Consider the following 14,877-nt stretch of genomic DNA (forward strand, 5'->3'; position numbering starts at 1 on the left):
ATGAATTAAGATAATTGAAATTTGAATATTTCCTCGTATTTTGGTGATTGGTTCAAGTGTATTTGAAAGAGCGAAAATCGTTCAGCCATCATCGAAACCTCGCCGCTTTCAAACGGAACATGAGCTGGAAATCCATCTTCGCCTGTCCATTTTCTTGCCAGCGTCATATGAGGATGATACGGTCTTTTTTCCACTTGAAAGCCGGCCTGAAGTACAGCCTGCTTCGTATGTTCCCGCAGTCTATCAAGCGTTTTGTTTTTCTTTGGCTCCAGATGTAAAACGCGCGGCTTTCTGCGGTCGCCGAATACATCTATCTTGCCAAACTTAATTGAAAATGGATCAATTTCTGAAGCAATCTCTGCTAGCGAACCTTCAAGCTTCTTTATTTGTGTCTCATCCGCCGCTCCGAGAAAAATTAACGTGATATGATAGTCAAGCGGGTGCACCCATTTTTGAAACGTCAATATCGGTTCGTTTTTCGCAGCCTGGTAGATCGGATTTGCAATTCCCTCAGGTATGGGAACGCCGATGAAATAATGAGGCCGTATATCTGGCATCCGTCTGACACTCCCTTCTTTGACAGCTATTATTTTATCAATAAAGAGGCTGTGCGGATAGAGGAACAGTGTATGAAAACACTCTCGCACAAACGTTTATTATGTTAGGATATTATATGACACTTGTTTTATTCAGAAAGGAATGACAATGTTGAAAATCGTTGCAAACACAGCTGATCTGATAGGAGATACACCGCTAGTGAGATTGAATCGGCTTCAGCCGGAAAATGCGGCACAAGTCTATTTAAAGCTTGAATTTTTCAATCCGAGCGGCAGTGTGAAAGACAGAGCCGCTTATCAAATGATCATAGAAGCTGAACAAAACGGTTTACTCAAGCCGGGATCAGTTATTATAGAGCCGACAAGCGGAAATACCGGCATCGGGCTCGCCATGAATGCGGCAGCACGCGGATATAAAGCAATCTTAGTTATGCCTGATACGATGACGAAGGAACGGATCAACCTACTTAAAGCTTACGGTGCAGAGGTTGTATTAACTCCCGGAGAGGAAAGAATGCCGGGCAGCATCAAAAAAGCGAAGGAGCTTGCCGAACAAATTCCGAACAGCTATATTCCAATGCAGTTCGATAACACTGCTAATCCTGATGCGCACCGAAAAACAACAGCGCCTGAAATCGCCCGGGCAATAGAGGAAATCGGAAAACCGCTCGGCGCTTTTGTAGCCTCCTCTGGAACGGGCGGAACCATTACCGGAACAGGTGAGGCGCTCAAAGAGCTTTTTCCGGATATCACGGTTCATGTTGTTGAGCCAGCGGGTTCGCCTGTATTATCCGGCGGAAAACCTGGCGCGCATAAACTTGTAGGAACGAGCCCAGGCTTTATACCGCCGATTTTAAATGAAGACGTTTATGATGAAATTATCAAAATCTCTGATGAAGACGCGTATACGACGACAAGACGGCTTGCTGCTGAAGAAGGAATTCTTGTCGGTCCTTCATCAGGCGCTGCCTGCTTCGCGGCAATCGAAACAGCGAAACGCCTCTCTCCTGACAAAGTTGTGGTCTGCATGACAGCTGATACAGGAGAACGGTACTTATCAACTGATTTATGGTCATTTATTTAAAAAAAGGACTGGCTTCAGCAGAAGCCGGTCCTTTTATTTTGCAAGCTCGTAAATGGCCTGAGCATATAACGCTGTCGATCTCAGCAGGTCATCAATTTCGATATATTCATCCTTTTGGTGTGCGCTGTCAGGGCGTCCGGGGAACAGCGGGCCGAACGCGACACCGGCTTTTAAGGATCTCGCATAAGTCCCCCCGCCGATTGAGATTAAATCAGCTTTTTTACCCAGCTGGCCTTCATAAACCTTTTGCAGGGTTTTGACTAACGGATGATCTGCGGACACGTGATGCGGCTTGCTGTCTTTGAATTCTCCCAGCTCAAATTCAGATGCGCTTTCGAATGTATCGCGGATCACTTTGCTTTCTGCTGTCACAGGATAGCGGATATTGATCCCGAGCTCGCCTCCTTGCCCTTCTTTATAGCGCAGTGTTCCGACATTTAATGTCAGCTCTCCGCTGATTTCATCCTCACAGTCGATGTCCAGTTTTTTTCCTCTTGTATCACCTGAGAACTTATCTGTCACAACTTGCACAAACCGCTTTCCTGCATCGTCAAGCTCAGTCTGCTGGAGAAATTCGCACAATAAAATGCCGGCATTGATCCCATTGTTCGGTTCCATCGCATGGCAGGAAAGACCGTACATACGCAAAATGAGCTGTCCGTTCTCTATTGCAGCTTCCCCTTTTTGGTCCGTCGTGCGGAGCATGTCTTTAAATGAAGACAGAATCTCTTCATTTTTCGGCCCTTCAATGACAGCTTCCGCAGCGTCGGGCACCATGTTTAAGCGAAGGCCTGATTGAAACGAGACAAGCACTGCCTTTGGTTCAGCTTGATTTGGGCGGTGCGGAATAAGTAAAGAAGCATCGATGATCCCTTTTTCCGCATTAATGATCGGAAAATCGGCGTCAGGCGCAAAGCCCATTGTTGGCATTTCTTCATGCTTGAAATAATGCTCTACGCATCTCCAATCACTTTCTTCATCTGTTCCGATAATCATTCTGACTCGCTTGGACAGGGGCAAATTCATGTCTTTCACGATTTTCAGCGCGTAGAATGCCGCCATTGTCGGGCCTTTGTCATCAATGGCGCCCCTTGCATAAATCCGTCCGTTGCGGATTTCAGCTGAAAATGGATCACTCGTCCACCCATCTCCCGGCGGCACGACGTCAACATGGCAAAGTACGCCGATAATGTCATCGCCCTCCCCCCATTCAATATGACCTGCGAAGCCGTCAAGATTTTTTGTTGTAAAGCCTTCTTTTTCTCCAAGCTCCAGCAATGAAGTCAGGCTGGCATTTACCCCTTCTCCAAACGGTTTACCGGGTCCGGCGGTTGTTTCGTCCATGACACTGTTGATTCTCAAAAATTCCTGTGTATCACGAATTAAATCCTCTTTTTTTCTGATCACTTCAACTTCCCAGTTCATAATGATCCCCTTTCCGCAAGAAATGACTTGCAAAAACCAAATAAAACGAATAATATTAATGGTGTTTTGTTAAAACGTTCGTAATTGGAGGATACTATGTTTCATCTAAAAGAGCAGCAAACATCCATAAAGCAAGAAATCATAGCAGGGCTGACGACCTTTTTCACAATGGTCTATATCGTCGTGGTCAATCCGGTCATTCTGGCTAACGCCGGGGTTCCTTTCGACCAGGTTTTCACCGCAACGATTATTGCCTCCATTGTCGGAACGCTGTGGATGGCCCTGGCAGCAAATTATCCGATTGCTATTGCGCCCGGCATGGGCTTGAACGCTTATTTAGCCTTTCATGTCGTAAGCGCAAGCGATGGCGGCATCACGTACGCAACAGCTTTCAGCGCAGTATTTACAGCAGGGGTTCTCTTCATTATTCTATCGTTAACGCCTTTAAGAAAACAACTTATAGAAGCGATTCCAAACAATTTAAAATACGGGATCACAACAGGGATCGGGCTGTTTATTGCTTTTATCGGTTTGCGTCAAGCGGGAATTGTGGCAGCTGATGAGTCAAACCTGGTCACTCTCGGCAATCTGCATTCACCTGGTGTTATCTTAACGCTGGTCGGCCTTTTGATCAGCGTGGTCCTGATGGTGCTGAATGTAAGCGGCGCTTTATTTATCGGAATGGCAGCTACCGCTTTGATCGCCTTTTTCACCGGTCAGCTCCATTTTTCAAAGGGATTTATGTCGCTTCCTCATTTGCCGGAAGGATTGATGATCTCAAATCCATTTACCGCTTTTGGCGATGTCATTCATCACGGCCTGTACGCTGTCGTCTTTTCTTTTCTATTAGTCACCATTTTTGATACGACAGGCACGATGATCGGAGTTGCCGAGCAAGCCGGGCTGATGAAAAACAACAAGCTGCCGAACGTGCGAAAAGCGCTGCTTGCTGATTCAACCGCGACGACAGTAGGAGCTGTTTTCGGCACAAGTCCGACGACTGCATTTATCGAGTCTTCCGCCGGTGTCGCAGCCGGGGGAAGAACGGGGCTTACGGCTTTGACTGTCGCGGTGATGTTTGCGGCTTCAATGTTTTTCAGTCCGCTTGTCAGCGCCTTGTCAGGTATAGCCGCCATCACCTCGCCTGCTTTGATTATCGTCGGCAGCCTGATGATGGGCTCAGTTTCCAATATGAACTGGAAAGAGATGGACGAGGCATTTCCTGCGTTTCTCGTCATTCTAGCCATGCCTTTGACCTCGAGCATTTCTACAGGAATCGCGCTTGGCTTTATTTCGTACCCAATTGTAAAAGCGGCGCGGGGAAAATGGAGAGAGATTCATCCGCTCGTCATCGTTTTCGCCATTCTGTTTTTCATCCAGCTGTTTATTTTATAAGGATAGACCAAAAAACCCAAACGTCGCCGTTTGGGTTTTTTATGTAAACAATAAAGAGACAGCGGCCGCTAAAAAACAACAGGCGGCAAACGCATAGTGCAGGATGTTGATACAGCTTTTTCTGGCCCGATAATATTCATCACTTTCCTTATCGGTGCCAATTAAAAAAGGGGCATCCATGACCTTGTCAAAAATAAGCGTCAGGATATAACGGCAAACCCCTGTGTATACCAGCAGCGCAATCACCTTCAGCCAAATTGGGGAAACAAATATGAGAACAGTGAAAGCTGACAGTAGCATGTACATCTGCCTTGCATACTCGCCATTCCTCAGCATAACTTTAAAAAACAACTCCTTATAGCCTGTGCAGATCGTTCGTCTTTTAAATATCCTTTTTGAATTTCGGTATAATAATGGTTTTCTTCTCATCCTGTCTTTTACTTTTGGCATTCCCGCCTCCTGACTCATCATCATCACAAGTCCTGCAAGGGCAAGCCTGCTTTTTTTCTCTTCAGTCACCTCAGCTTCAAAAGCCGTGAACGAGGCTGTCTTTTTCAAACTGCGGATAACTGAGAAAAACAAAAATAAAATGCCAAAAAGCGCAAGCAAGTGCCGCTCAGTAAAAACAATCAGGATAGCAGAACCAGCAAAAAGAATAGCTCTGACAAGGGTATCGCCAATCCATCTCGAAATGGAGCGCGGCTTTCTGATCCTGTCTTGCTTTAAGGATAAAAAGAATATATGAAGGCCAAACAAATAACACAATAGAGCAGTGCTTTCTGCGAATGTGATGAGAACAGAATGACTGATCAAGGGAAGGACAATGAAAAAGAGAAGCAGCCATTTAGCCAGCGTGGCCAGAAAAGAATACAAAAGCGCATACCGTTTGAGCTGATAGATGATTTCCTTCTTTTGCAGCAAAAACACTTTGTCCGCTTCCATTAAAAATGTACGAATCGAACCTGTAAACATGATCAGCACACACACAGCATACAGCCATCTCCATTCCGCCACTTCAGACCACTCATAAAGAAGGCCTCTTCCGTTCATCAAATCAATATACTGATAGATGACAAAAGCAATCGCCGGCAAAACGATATAGAGAGCGACTGTCCAGTCAATGACCGCATGCAACACTTTAAACTGATACTTATAATAGTCAAACAGCCTTCGAAAAAAGAGCGTACGCCCGTTCATAGCCGATCACCTTGAACTGCCTTATAAAAACAGTCAAGCAATGACTGCCCCTCTAATCCGGTCTTGTCCTGAACATCTTTTAACGTGCCTTGGAGAAATAATGAACCTTTCTCAATCATATAAAACCGGTCACAGATTTTTTCCGCGGTATCGAGTACATGCGTGCACATAAGAATTCCGGCTCCACGTTCTTTTTCAGCCTTAAGCATGTCCACAAAGCGTTTCGTCGATATCGGATCAAGGCCGATAAACGGTTCATCAATCACATACATATCCGGCTTAGAGAGAAAGGCCTGGATAAGCATTAGTTTTTGCTGCATGCCCTTCGAAAAGGTGACAGGCAGCTCATGTTTGACATGATCTAGCGAAAACGTCTGCAGCAGGCTTTGGGCCCGATGCGCAAATTCACTCTCTTCAATGCCGTGAAGTGTGCTGATCAGATCCAAATGCTCCCACAGCGTCAGTTCTTCGTAGAAGGACGGATGCTCCGGAATATATGCAAATGAACAGTCGTTCCAGGCAATATGCCCTTTAAAATCTTCTGAAAGGCCGAGTATCGCCTTGATTGCGGTGCTTTTTCCTGCGCCGTTAGCTCCGATCAGTCCAACCAGTTCCCCTTTTCTGACTTCCAGAAAAACATCGGTGAGCACTTTTTTTCGGCTTGTATACCCGGCCTGTTCTATTGAAGCTTCAAGCAAATTTGTCAAAACTCACTCACCTCCAAAATTTACTACGAAATAGAATAAAAAAAGTTTCTTTAACCATAATAATATTGAGCCGAAATACATAGTAATCCAACAAGGATGGCTGCCCAACGCGAAATTGGAAAAAATTAATAGGAGTTATCCCTAGATTCATCACTGCAATATCGTGTATAATGAGGGCGAATTATTTTAACAATTACAGATGTCTGCCTTTGTTGCTATTTCGTACGCAGTTGATAGTCGTGAGTTGTGGTTAGTCAAGTCCATCCGATCTTATGATAGGGAGTGGTTTTTTGAAACCTTCAACAAACCGTATGCTAACTCGAATCAAATCAGTTTACATGTTTATTCAAGAAAAAGGTCTTGTGACAACACAGGAACTGGTTGACGAATTCGGCATTACACCTAGAACGATTCAAAGAGACTTAAATGTGTTGGCATATAATGATCTTGTTCATAGTCCAAGCCGTGGCAAGTGGGAGACAACGAGAAAGAAAGTAAAGATTACCTCATAAATTGAAAATTACATAGGGCCGCCTGAGAGCGGTCCGATAGATAACAGGGCGAAGAAACTACTGAGCCTTGTTTTTGTGTGCTTATAAATAAAACCCCGCATTCGGTATGCGGGGTTTTTGTCATGCTTGCGGCTCATTTAGCAAATGAAGCTCTTCCTCTGTCAGCTCACGGTATTCTCCGGGTGCCAGAGCGGGATCTAGGGAAACGCGTCCCATCGAAAGCCGCTTCAGATAAACCACTTCATTGCCGACTGCCTTTGCCATTTGCTTGACCTGATGGTATTTTCCTTCTGTAATTGTCAGATATATAACGGTATTGCCACTGTCGTTTGTTTTGATTTCCGCTTTTGCCGGCTTTGTTTTATAGCCGCCCTCTATGTAGACACCCGTTTCCAAATCGGAAATGTCTTCCCGAGAAATCTGTGATTTTAAATGGACTTCATACGTTTTTGGAACATGCTTTTTAGGAGAAAGGAGCCGATGTGCGAGCTGGCCGTCATTTGTGAGCAGCAAAAAGCCCTCTGTATCTTTATCAAGCCTGCCGGCTGGAAATGGCTCAAATCTCATCTCCTCCGGCGTCAGCAGATCGACCACTGTTTGCTGCCGGCTGTCCTCAGTCGCCGACAGCACGCCCTGCGGTTTATTCATCATAAGATAAATGAACTCTCGATAATCAACCGGTTCCCCGTATACGGTCACCTCCTGCGTATCAGGATCAACGTGCTCCTTTACATCTTTGGCAGGTTTGCCGTCGATCATCACGGCTCCAGCCTTCACAACGGCTTTGACTTCTTTTCTGGAACCATACCCGCTGTTGGCAAGCAGCTTATCAAGTCTCATTCCCAATCTCTCCTTTATAAAAGAAAGCCCGCAGCATGCGAGCCCTCAGTTTCATCATATCTAGTTCATCAGCCTGCATGTCTGCCTTTCCTAAAGAAACCTGGCAAACGGCGGCCTAAAATTTTCTGCAAAAATCCTAATCGGTAGCCGCAATACAGGTAGACAGCTCCGCCAACAGCGGCCGCGATCACCACAACAATCGCAGCTTGCATCTGGCCATCCTGATAGGAAATAAAGAAGCCTAATACCCACTGCACGATTTTCACGGCAATACCCATAATGGCTGATAAGACCAGCATCAAAACAGTTCGTTTAACAAGTATCTTATACGAATAGCCTGCATGGCGCTTAATCATGATAAACCCATATAAAAGGGAAGCGATATATCCAAGCGCCGTCGCTAAAATCGCTCCGTCAGCCTGCATCAGCTTGATCAGCGGAACATTCAGCACAAGCTTGATCACGACACCGATCACAAGGCTGACAACCGCAAATTTTTGCTTATTGATGCCCTGCAGAATAGCTGCGTTGACTGTAAACAAAGAGAACAGAATTGCGACAGGCGAATACCAAAGCAAAATGTTTGCCCCCAGTTCAGGATGAAGGCTCTCTGACCCGTAAAAGAACGTATACGTCGGTCCTGACAATAGAGAGATCCCGACAACAGCCGGAATAATTAAAAACAGGATCGTCTGCATCGTTTGATTAATCTGCTGATTTAACAGCTTATAGTTTCCGCTTGTAAACGATTCAGTAATCGTTGGAATTAATGTCAGTCCAAAAGCAGTTGCTAGGGAAACCGGGATCATCACGAGCTTCTGAACATACAGGGTTAGAATCGCAAGCATGTCCTGGCTGATGGCTTGATGACCGGCTTCAATCATCGCTTTGTTAAACGTATTTGTATCAATATAGTTATACAAAGGGATGGCTAGTCCGACAAAAACGTACGGAGCAGCATAGCTGAACAGCTCGAAAAACATTTTCTTGTAGCTTAGGTTTGCTGTCGGACCCGTATTCGGCATCATCGCCAGCAGGCTGCCCTTCCGTTTGTTCCAATAAATATAAAGCACGACCAGCCCTCCGAAGGCACCGATCAGCGCTGCGAAGGTTGCATAGCCCACAGCGATGACAAGGCCGCCGTTGAAAACCTTCAAAATCAAGAATGTCGCACTCAATAGAAAGATGATGCGGACAATCTGTTCAACGACTTGGGAAACAGCTGTCGGACCCATCATTTGGTGCCCTTGAAAGAATCCGCGGACAAGGCTCATAATCGGTACGACCAAAAGCGCTAAGCTGACCATGCGGATGACATAAACGACATGATCAATTGTCAGGCCGTTATTATCCTTGCCTCCCAGCGATATTTCCGCAAACATCGGAGCCGATAGATACAGAATGAAAAAGGCTATCATTCCTGTGACTAGCATAACCGACATGCCCGCCTTGAGCATTTTCCTGCTTGTCTCATAATCCCCTTTTGAATTATATTTGGAAACAAATTTAGAAACAGCGGCCGGAAAGCCCATCGTAGCAATATTCAAAAATAAAGTGTATTGGTTGTATCCGTATTGAAATAATGCACCGCCTGTCGCCCCGACCATAATGCTGAAGGGAATTAAATAGACCATCCCCAGAATCCGCGATATATATGTACCGAGCGTTAATACAAACGTGCCTCTTAACAGTTTGCTTGACATGTTTCTTCATCACCATTTTCTACGAAGATTCAACTTTTCTATTTTACCACAACTGGGCATTTAGACGGTAATAAATACAAAAGCAATCCTGTGAACATTCATGTCCGCGGCAAAAGACGTTTAAGGAGCGGCTTTCTTTCGCTATAATAGTACTGCGGACGGGTGTCCGCACACGAAATGAAAAGAAAGTTGATGATAAAGATGAAACAATATGACGTAATCGTAATCGGCGGAGGCCCTTCAGGCTTGATGGCTGCGATTGCAGCAGGAGAACAGGGCGCTGGCGTGTTGCTGATAGATAAAGGAAATAAATTAGGACGGAAACTCGCGATTTCCGGGGGCGGCCGCTGCAATGTGACGAACCGCCTTCCTGTGGAAGAAATTATCAAGCACATCCCCGGCAACGGGCGTTTTTTATACAGCGCGTTTTCTGAATTTAATAATGAGGACATTATCAAGTTTTTTGAAAACCTCGGCATTCAATTGAAGGAAGAGGATCACGGCCGGATGTTTCCTGTGACCGACAAAGCCCAAAGTGTCGTTGACGCGCTGTTAAACAGGCTAAAGCAGCTCCGCGTAACAATCAGAACGAACGAGAAAATTAAATCTGTTTTATATGAAGATGGACAGGCAGCAGGGATTGTGACGAATAATGGCGAAATGATCCATAGCCAGGCAGTCATTATTGCTGTCGGCGGTAAAAGCGTGCCTCATACCGGAAGCACGGGAGACGGCTATGAATGGGCTGAAGCCGCGGGCCATACCATAACAGAGCTGTTTCCGACAGAGGTTCCCGTCACTTCTGGCGAACCGTTCATTAAGCAAAAAACACTTCAGGGCTTATCACTAAGAGATGTAGCCGTCAGTGTGTTAAATAAAAAAGGCAAACCGATTATCACACATAAAATGGACATGCTGTTTACCCATTTCGGCCTCTCAGGACCTGCCATTCTCAGATGCAGCCAATTTGTCGTAAAAGAGCTGAAAAAACAGCCTCAAGTGCCGATCAGAATCGACTTGTATCCGGATATCAATGAAGAAACGCTTTTCCAAAAGATGTATAAAGAACTGAAGGAAGCACCGAAAAAAACCATTAAAAACGTGCTGAAGCCTTGGATGCAGGAGCGCTATCTCCTATTCCTGCTCGAAAAAAACGGCATCTCTCCGAACGTATCGTTTTCTGAGCTGCCGAAGGATCCTTTCAGACAATTTGTAAGGGACTGCAAGCAGTTTACTGTCCTCGCAAATGGCACACTGTCGCTTGATAAGGCATTTGTCACGGGAGGCGGGGTATCTGTAAAAGAAATTGACCCGAAAAAGATGGCTTCTAAAAAAATGGAGGGGCTTTATTTTTGCGGTGAAATTCTGGATATCCACGGCTACACAGGCGGATACAATATTACCTCCGCCCTTGTCACAGGCAGGCTTGCAGGGCTAAATGCCGGGCAATACGCCCGTTCTTAATCATTACTCTTTAAATCTCTTGCCGCCAAACTCACATTTGAACATTCCCCGCATTCATGTTAGGGTGAGACTTGTTTTGTTTCACCTGATTGCGGGGTAATTTTAAGAGAGGAATGAGCTGCCATCGTACGACCATACTAAGCCTGCGAGCAAGATATAGGCGTACACAAAAAATTAGAGGGTGAGAAATGTTGAAACATATATCTAGTGTATTTTGGATTGTGATTGCAATCACAGCTGCAGCTGTATTATGGGGTGTTATTTCTCCTGACAGCCTGCAAAATGTGTCTCAATCGGCACAAGCATTTATTACCGATTCATTTGGTTGGTATTATCTTTTAGTTGTCTCTTTGTTTGTCGGGTTTTGTCTCTTTTTGATTTTCAGCCCGATCGGAAAAATCAAACTCGGAAAGCCTGATGAAAAACCGGAATTCGGGTTATTATCATGGTTTGCCATGCTGTTCAGCGCAGGCATGGGAATCGGCTTAGTATTCTACGGTGCGGCTGAACCGATCAGCCATTACGCAATTAGCTCTCCATCAGGTGAAACAGAAACCCCCCAAGCCTTCAGAGATGCACTCCGCTATACGTTTTTCCACTGGGGTTTGCACGCTTGGGCCATTTATGCCATTGTGGCATTATGCATTGCCTATTTCCAATTCCGCAAAGGCGCACCCGGGTTAATCAGCAGCACACTGTCACCGATTCTCGGGGATAAAGTAAACGGACCGATCGGAAAGGCCATTGACTGTATTGCAGTTTTCGCCACTGTTGTCGGGGTGTCAACAAGTCTTGGTCTTGGCGCAACCCAAATTAACGGCGGTTTGAATTACCTGTTCGGCATTCCGAATGCGTTTATCGTCCAATTGGTTTTAATCATTATTGTGACAGTGCTCTTTTTACTTTCTGCGTGGAGCGGACTCGGAAAAGGAATTAAGTATTTAAGCAACACAAACATGGTATTGGCCGGATTGTTAATGTTGTTTATGCTCGTTGTCGGGCCTACAGTGCTGATAATGAACTCATTTACAGATTCTATCGGACAATACATTCAAAATATCGTTCAAATGAGCTTCAGACTGACACCGAACGATCCTGAAAAACGCGAATGGATTAACAGCTGGACGATTTTCTATTGGGCATGGTGGATTTCCTGGTCTCCATTTGTCGGCATTTTCATCGCCCGTGTATCCAGAGGCCGGACGATCCGCGAATTTTTAATCGGCGTCTTGGTGACACCTTGTATTTTGACATTTCTATGGTTCTCCATTTTCGGCGTATCAGCCATGGATCTCCAGCAAAAAGGCGCGTTCAATGTAGCAAAGCTGTCCACTGAAACGATGCTGTTCGGAACACTTGATCACTATCCGCTGACAATGGTGACATCGATCCTTGCATTGATTCTGATCGCAGTATTCTTTATCACGTCAGCTGATTCAGCTACATTCGTGCTGGGCATGCAGACGTCGTACGGTTCTTTAAATCCGGCGAATTCTGTGAAACTCAGCTGGGGTATCATTCAGTCCGCCATGGCGGCTGTGCTCCTATATTCCGGAGGGCTTGCCGCTTTGCAGAACACAGCGATTCTGGCAGCGCTGCCGTTTTCTATCGTTATCCTGCTGATGATTGCCTCTCTCTATCAATCGCTCTCAAAAGAAAGAAGAGAGATCAAAAAAGCGGAGAAACTCGATAAACCAAGAAGTCCAAGAGTGAAAAAAGCATATTAACAAAAAAGATCTTTCCGCGCCTGCGGAAAGATCTTTTTATTTGCGATATAAAATAAGGGCGGAAAAACAGTAAAGCTGCTCGCCGTCTGGGTCGCACGCCGCCGAAACCGTATATTTGATATCTATCAGCTGCTCCTCCGATATCCCTTTTAAAAATGAATTGATTTCCGTTTGTAAGTCTTTTTCATGCTCTTCATCAAATACCGCTACCTTCAGCATTTTATCCGCTCTCCTTTCTCTATCAATCTATTCCGTTTGGAACAGCGTTATGATAGAGAAATGATGATTATCTCGTTTCCGGATAAAAAGCTTTCCGTATATGGGATTTCCTCTGTGGCTCGCCGCCGTGCTGCTCCACTTTCAGCAGCACGGCATAAACAATGCGCATATGGCAGTAGCTGATAAGGCTGACGCTGAAAAAAGGGACAATGCCCGGCAGGTACGCAAGCAAGAAAAAGAGAGCAACAGTCAGCGCAAGCATAGTAAGCGTATATTGCAAATACGCCACACTGAGCAAGAGCGAAAATTTCACATACAGACGTTTTTTCCAGTCAAAATGGACAAGCAGCGGAAACACATAAAAAAGCATGGATACGAACAAAAAGCCAAATATCATAATGGCGAAGCGCAGGATGTGCAGAAGGAAATGACTTGGATAAATTAAGGCCAAATCAATATAAATGATCACTCCGATGAGCGCCAGTACAGCGCCGAGCAGATTTGAACGAAAAAATTCACCCTTGTATTCCTGCCAAAACGTTTTGAGCACCGGAACGTTGTCCTGCCCCTGGATCCACTTCCGCATGACAGCGAATAAAGCCGCGGTCGCGGGCATGATGCCAAACACGCCGAGACCGAGCAACGTAAAAAACAGCCACAGCAAGTTTGTATACGCAAATCTCATAATCCATTCGCAAAAACGCAGCATCCGTCCCAGTGAGCCATCATGTTCCATGGCGCCCCCTCCTTTTTTGCATTATACATTCTGCATCTGAAAAAGCTCTTTCATGCCGATCGGCTTCTTTTCGGCAACCGAGCGCCACATTCCCTCACCAACCGCGATGGAGTAGGCTCCAGCTTCAGCCCCGGCTAAAATATCATAGCGGCGCAGCGGGTCTTTCCCTAAAAAAAGATCCTCAAGCAAAAGCGGATCACCTCCGCCATGCCCCCCTTCATTTTTGACCACTTGTATCGTCTGCTTTGATTCAAAAAGCGGATAGTATTCGATTGTCTGCTCAGGAAAAGCAAACGGAATTCTGGAAGGTTCGTGAAATTCATTTGATTCAATACGTCCTTTTGTGCCGTTGATCGTCAGCCGGTAGCCTTCATACGGGGCCGAAAAAATAATCGAGTAGCTTAACAGTGCGCCGCCATCATATTTGACTGCCGCCACGTACGTATCCTCGATGTCAATTTCCTCGTCAAAAATACACGCGTCAGGCCTGTATGCAGTATATAAGCTGGACTGGTCTCCTGCTTCAAGATGATCATCCTTTATAGAAGCTTTAGAGGAACGGGGATGCCACCTTGAATAGTAGTGGCATTTTTCTTTAACACGGCACGTCCCGCAAAAACGCCCGTCTTCTTCCGGCAAGGGGTTCCACTCACTGTCCGGCCCATAGTAATTCAAGGCGCCATAAGCAAATACCTCTTCCGGATTTTGCCCGAGCCACCAATTGACGAGATCGAAGTGATGTGTTGATTTATGGACAGAAAGACCGCCGGAAAACTGTCTCGACCTGTTCCAGCGTTTAAAATAGCTGGCGCCATGATACGTATCAATATACCAATTTAAATCAACAGAAGTGACCCTGCCTATTTTTCCGTCCAGAATCATTTCTTTTATTTTCCGATGAAACGGGCTGTAGCGATAGTTAAACGCGACGGTGACTTTTCCTTCGCTTTTGGCCTCCGCTTCAAGCACCCGATTCGCATCCTGCACTGTTGTCACCATTGGTTTTTCAGTAATCACATCTGTATTCCACTGAAGGCTTTTTACAATATATGCGACATGCGTATCGTCCCTGCCTGCCACAATGACGATATCAGGCTTTGAGACGCGCATCATCTCGTCAAAAGCATCTTCGCTAAACTCAGGCACGTGGGCCAGCTCGGGAAATTTCTTCTTGCAAACGGCAAAACGTTTCGGATCGGCATCCAGCAATCCCGTAATCTCATAATGAGTTGAAAACCGCTCCATCAGTGGTTTGATAAACATACTGAATGCTCTGCTGCTCAATCCGCAAAAGACGATGTTCTTCAATAT

14 protein-coding genes are annotated in these 14,877 nt (G+C 45.5%); 5 read left to right on the forward strand and 9 right to left on the reverse strand.

Features of this window, described 5'->3' with window-relative positions; genetic code table 11:
• Nucleotides 1–5 precede the first annotated feature (5 nt).
• A complete protein-coding gene (thpR, locus tag NST22_RS15585) occupies nt 6–557 on the reverse strand; it encodes an RNA 2',3'-cyclic phosphodiesterase (protein ID WP_003229239.1) in 552 nt (183 codons plus the stop codon).
• 148 nt (nt 558–705) lie between these two features.
• On the opposite strand from thpR, the gene cysK reads away from it, so the two are divergent.
• The gene (cysK, locus tag NST22_RS15590) at nt 706–1,641 is read left to right on the forward strand and encodes a cysteine synthase A (RefSeq protein WP_003229237.1); all 936 of its coding nucleotides are present in this window, start codon (nt 706–708) and stop codon (nt 1,639–1,641) included.
• A 33-nt stretch (nt 1,642–1,674) separates the two neighbouring features.
• Here the strand turns inward: cysK and pepV are convergent, their stop codons facing one another.
• Nucleotides 1,675–3,066, reverse strand: a complete 1,392-nt coding sequence (pepV, locus tag NST22_RS15595) for a dipeptidase PepV (protein WP_004399126.1) — start codon at nt 3,064–3,066, stop codon at nt 1,675–1,677.
• A 96-nt stretch (nt 3,067–3,162) separates the two neighbouring features.
• On the opposite strand from pepV, the gene pbuO reads away from it, so the two are divergent.
• Nucleotides 3,163–4,461, forward strand: coding sequence for a hypoxanthine/guanine permease PbuO (pbuO, locus tag NST22_RS15600; RefSeq protein WP_003229234.1), 1,299 nt, complete (start codon nt 3,163–3,165; stop codon nt 4,459–4,461).
• A 39-nt stretch (nt 4,462–4,500) separates the two neighbouring features.
• Here pbuO and NST22_RS15605 read toward each other — a convergent pair whose 3' ends face one another.
• Nucleotides 4,501–5,658 (reverse strand): ABC transporter permease, encoded by a 1,158-nt coding sequence (locus NST22_RS15605; protein ID WP_003229232.1) that lies wholly within the window; start codon nt 5,656–5,658, stop codon nt 4,501–4,503.
• Nucleotides 5,655–6,365, reverse strand: a complete 711-nt coding sequence (locus tag NST22_RS15610) for an ABC transporter ATP-binding protein (RefSeq protein WP_003229230.1) — start codon at nt 6,363–6,365, stop codon at nt 5,655–5,657. Before NST22_RS15610 ends, NST22_RS15605 begins: the two co-directional genes overlap by 4 nt.
• A 290-nt stretch (nt 6,366–6,655) precedes the next feature.
• Between NST22_RS15610 and NST22_RS15615 the strand changes: the two genes are divergently transcribed.
• A complete protein-coding gene (locus tag NST22_RS15615) occupies nt 6,656–6,877 on the forward strand; it encodes a DeoR family transcriptional regulator (protein WP_003152337.1) in 222 nt (73 codons plus the stop codon).
• Nucleotides 6,878–6,997: 120 nt separating this feature from the next.
• On the opposite strand, the gene NST22_RS15620 is transcribed toward NST22_RS15615, so the two are convergent.
• Both NST22_RS15620 and murJ read right to left on the reverse strand, forming a co-directional pair.
• Nucleotides 6,998–7,717, reverse strand: coding sequence for a pseudouridine synthase (locus tag NST22_RS15620; protein ID WP_003229226.1), 720 nt, complete (start codon nt 7,715–7,717; stop codon nt 6,998–7,000).
• A 68-nt stretch (nt 7,718–7,785) separates the two neighbouring features.
• Nucleotides 7,786–9,420, reverse strand: coding sequence for a lipid II flippase MurJ (gene murJ / locus NST22_RS15625; RefSeq protein WP_003229224.1), 1,635 nt, complete (start codon nt 9,418–9,420; stop codon nt 7,786–7,788).
• Nucleotides 9,421–9,621: 201 nt separating this feature from the next.
• Here murJ and NST22_RS15630 point away from each other — a divergent pair, with 201 nt between their 5' ends.
• Complete coding sequence (locus NST22_RS15630) at nt 9,622–10,884, forward strand: NAD(P)/FAD-dependent oxidoreductase (protein ID WP_003229222.1); 1,263 nt, start codon at nt 9,622–9,624, stop codon at nt 10,882–10,884.
• Between the two features lie 188 nt (nt 10,885–11,072).
• Nucleotides 11,073–12,611, forward strand: a complete 1,539-nt coding sequence (gene opuD / locus NST22_RS15635; RefSeq protein WP_003229220.1) for a glycine betaine transporter OpuD — start codon at nt 11,073–11,075, stop codon at nt 12,609–12,611.
• 36 nt (nt 12,612–12,647) lie between these two features.
• On the opposite strand, the gene NST22_RS15640 is transcribed toward opuD, so the two are convergent.
• The 3 genes from NST22_RS15640 to NST22_RS15650 form a co-directional block, all read right to left on the reverse strand.
• Nucleotides 12,648–12,830, reverse strand: a complete 183-nt coding sequence (locus NST22_RS15640; RefSeq protein WP_003223398.1) for a sporulation protein Cse60 — start codon at nt 12,828–12,830, stop codon at nt 12,648–12,650.
• 67 nt (nt 12,831–12,897) lie between these two features.
• On the reverse strand, nt 12,898–13,566 hold the full coding sequence (locus NST22_RS15645; protein ID WP_003229218.1) for a YesL family protein: 669 nt from the start codon (nt 13,564–13,566) through the stop codon (nt 12,898–12,900).
• Nucleotides 13,567–13,587: 21 nt separating this feature from the next.
• Nucleotides 13,588–14,874 (reverse strand): Gfo/Idh/MocA family oxidoreductase, encoded by a 1,287-nt coding sequence (locus NST22_RS15650; protein ID WP_009968003.1) that lies wholly within the window; start codon nt 14,872–14,874, stop codon nt 13,588–13,590.
• Nucleotides 14,875–14,877 lie beyond the last annotated feature (3 nt).

Origin of the sequence: Bacillus sp. PS237, from assembly GCF_037963345.1 — a bacterium.
Classification (GTDB): Bacteria; Bacillota; Bacilli; order Bacillales; family Bacillaceae; genus Bacillus; species Bacillus subtilis.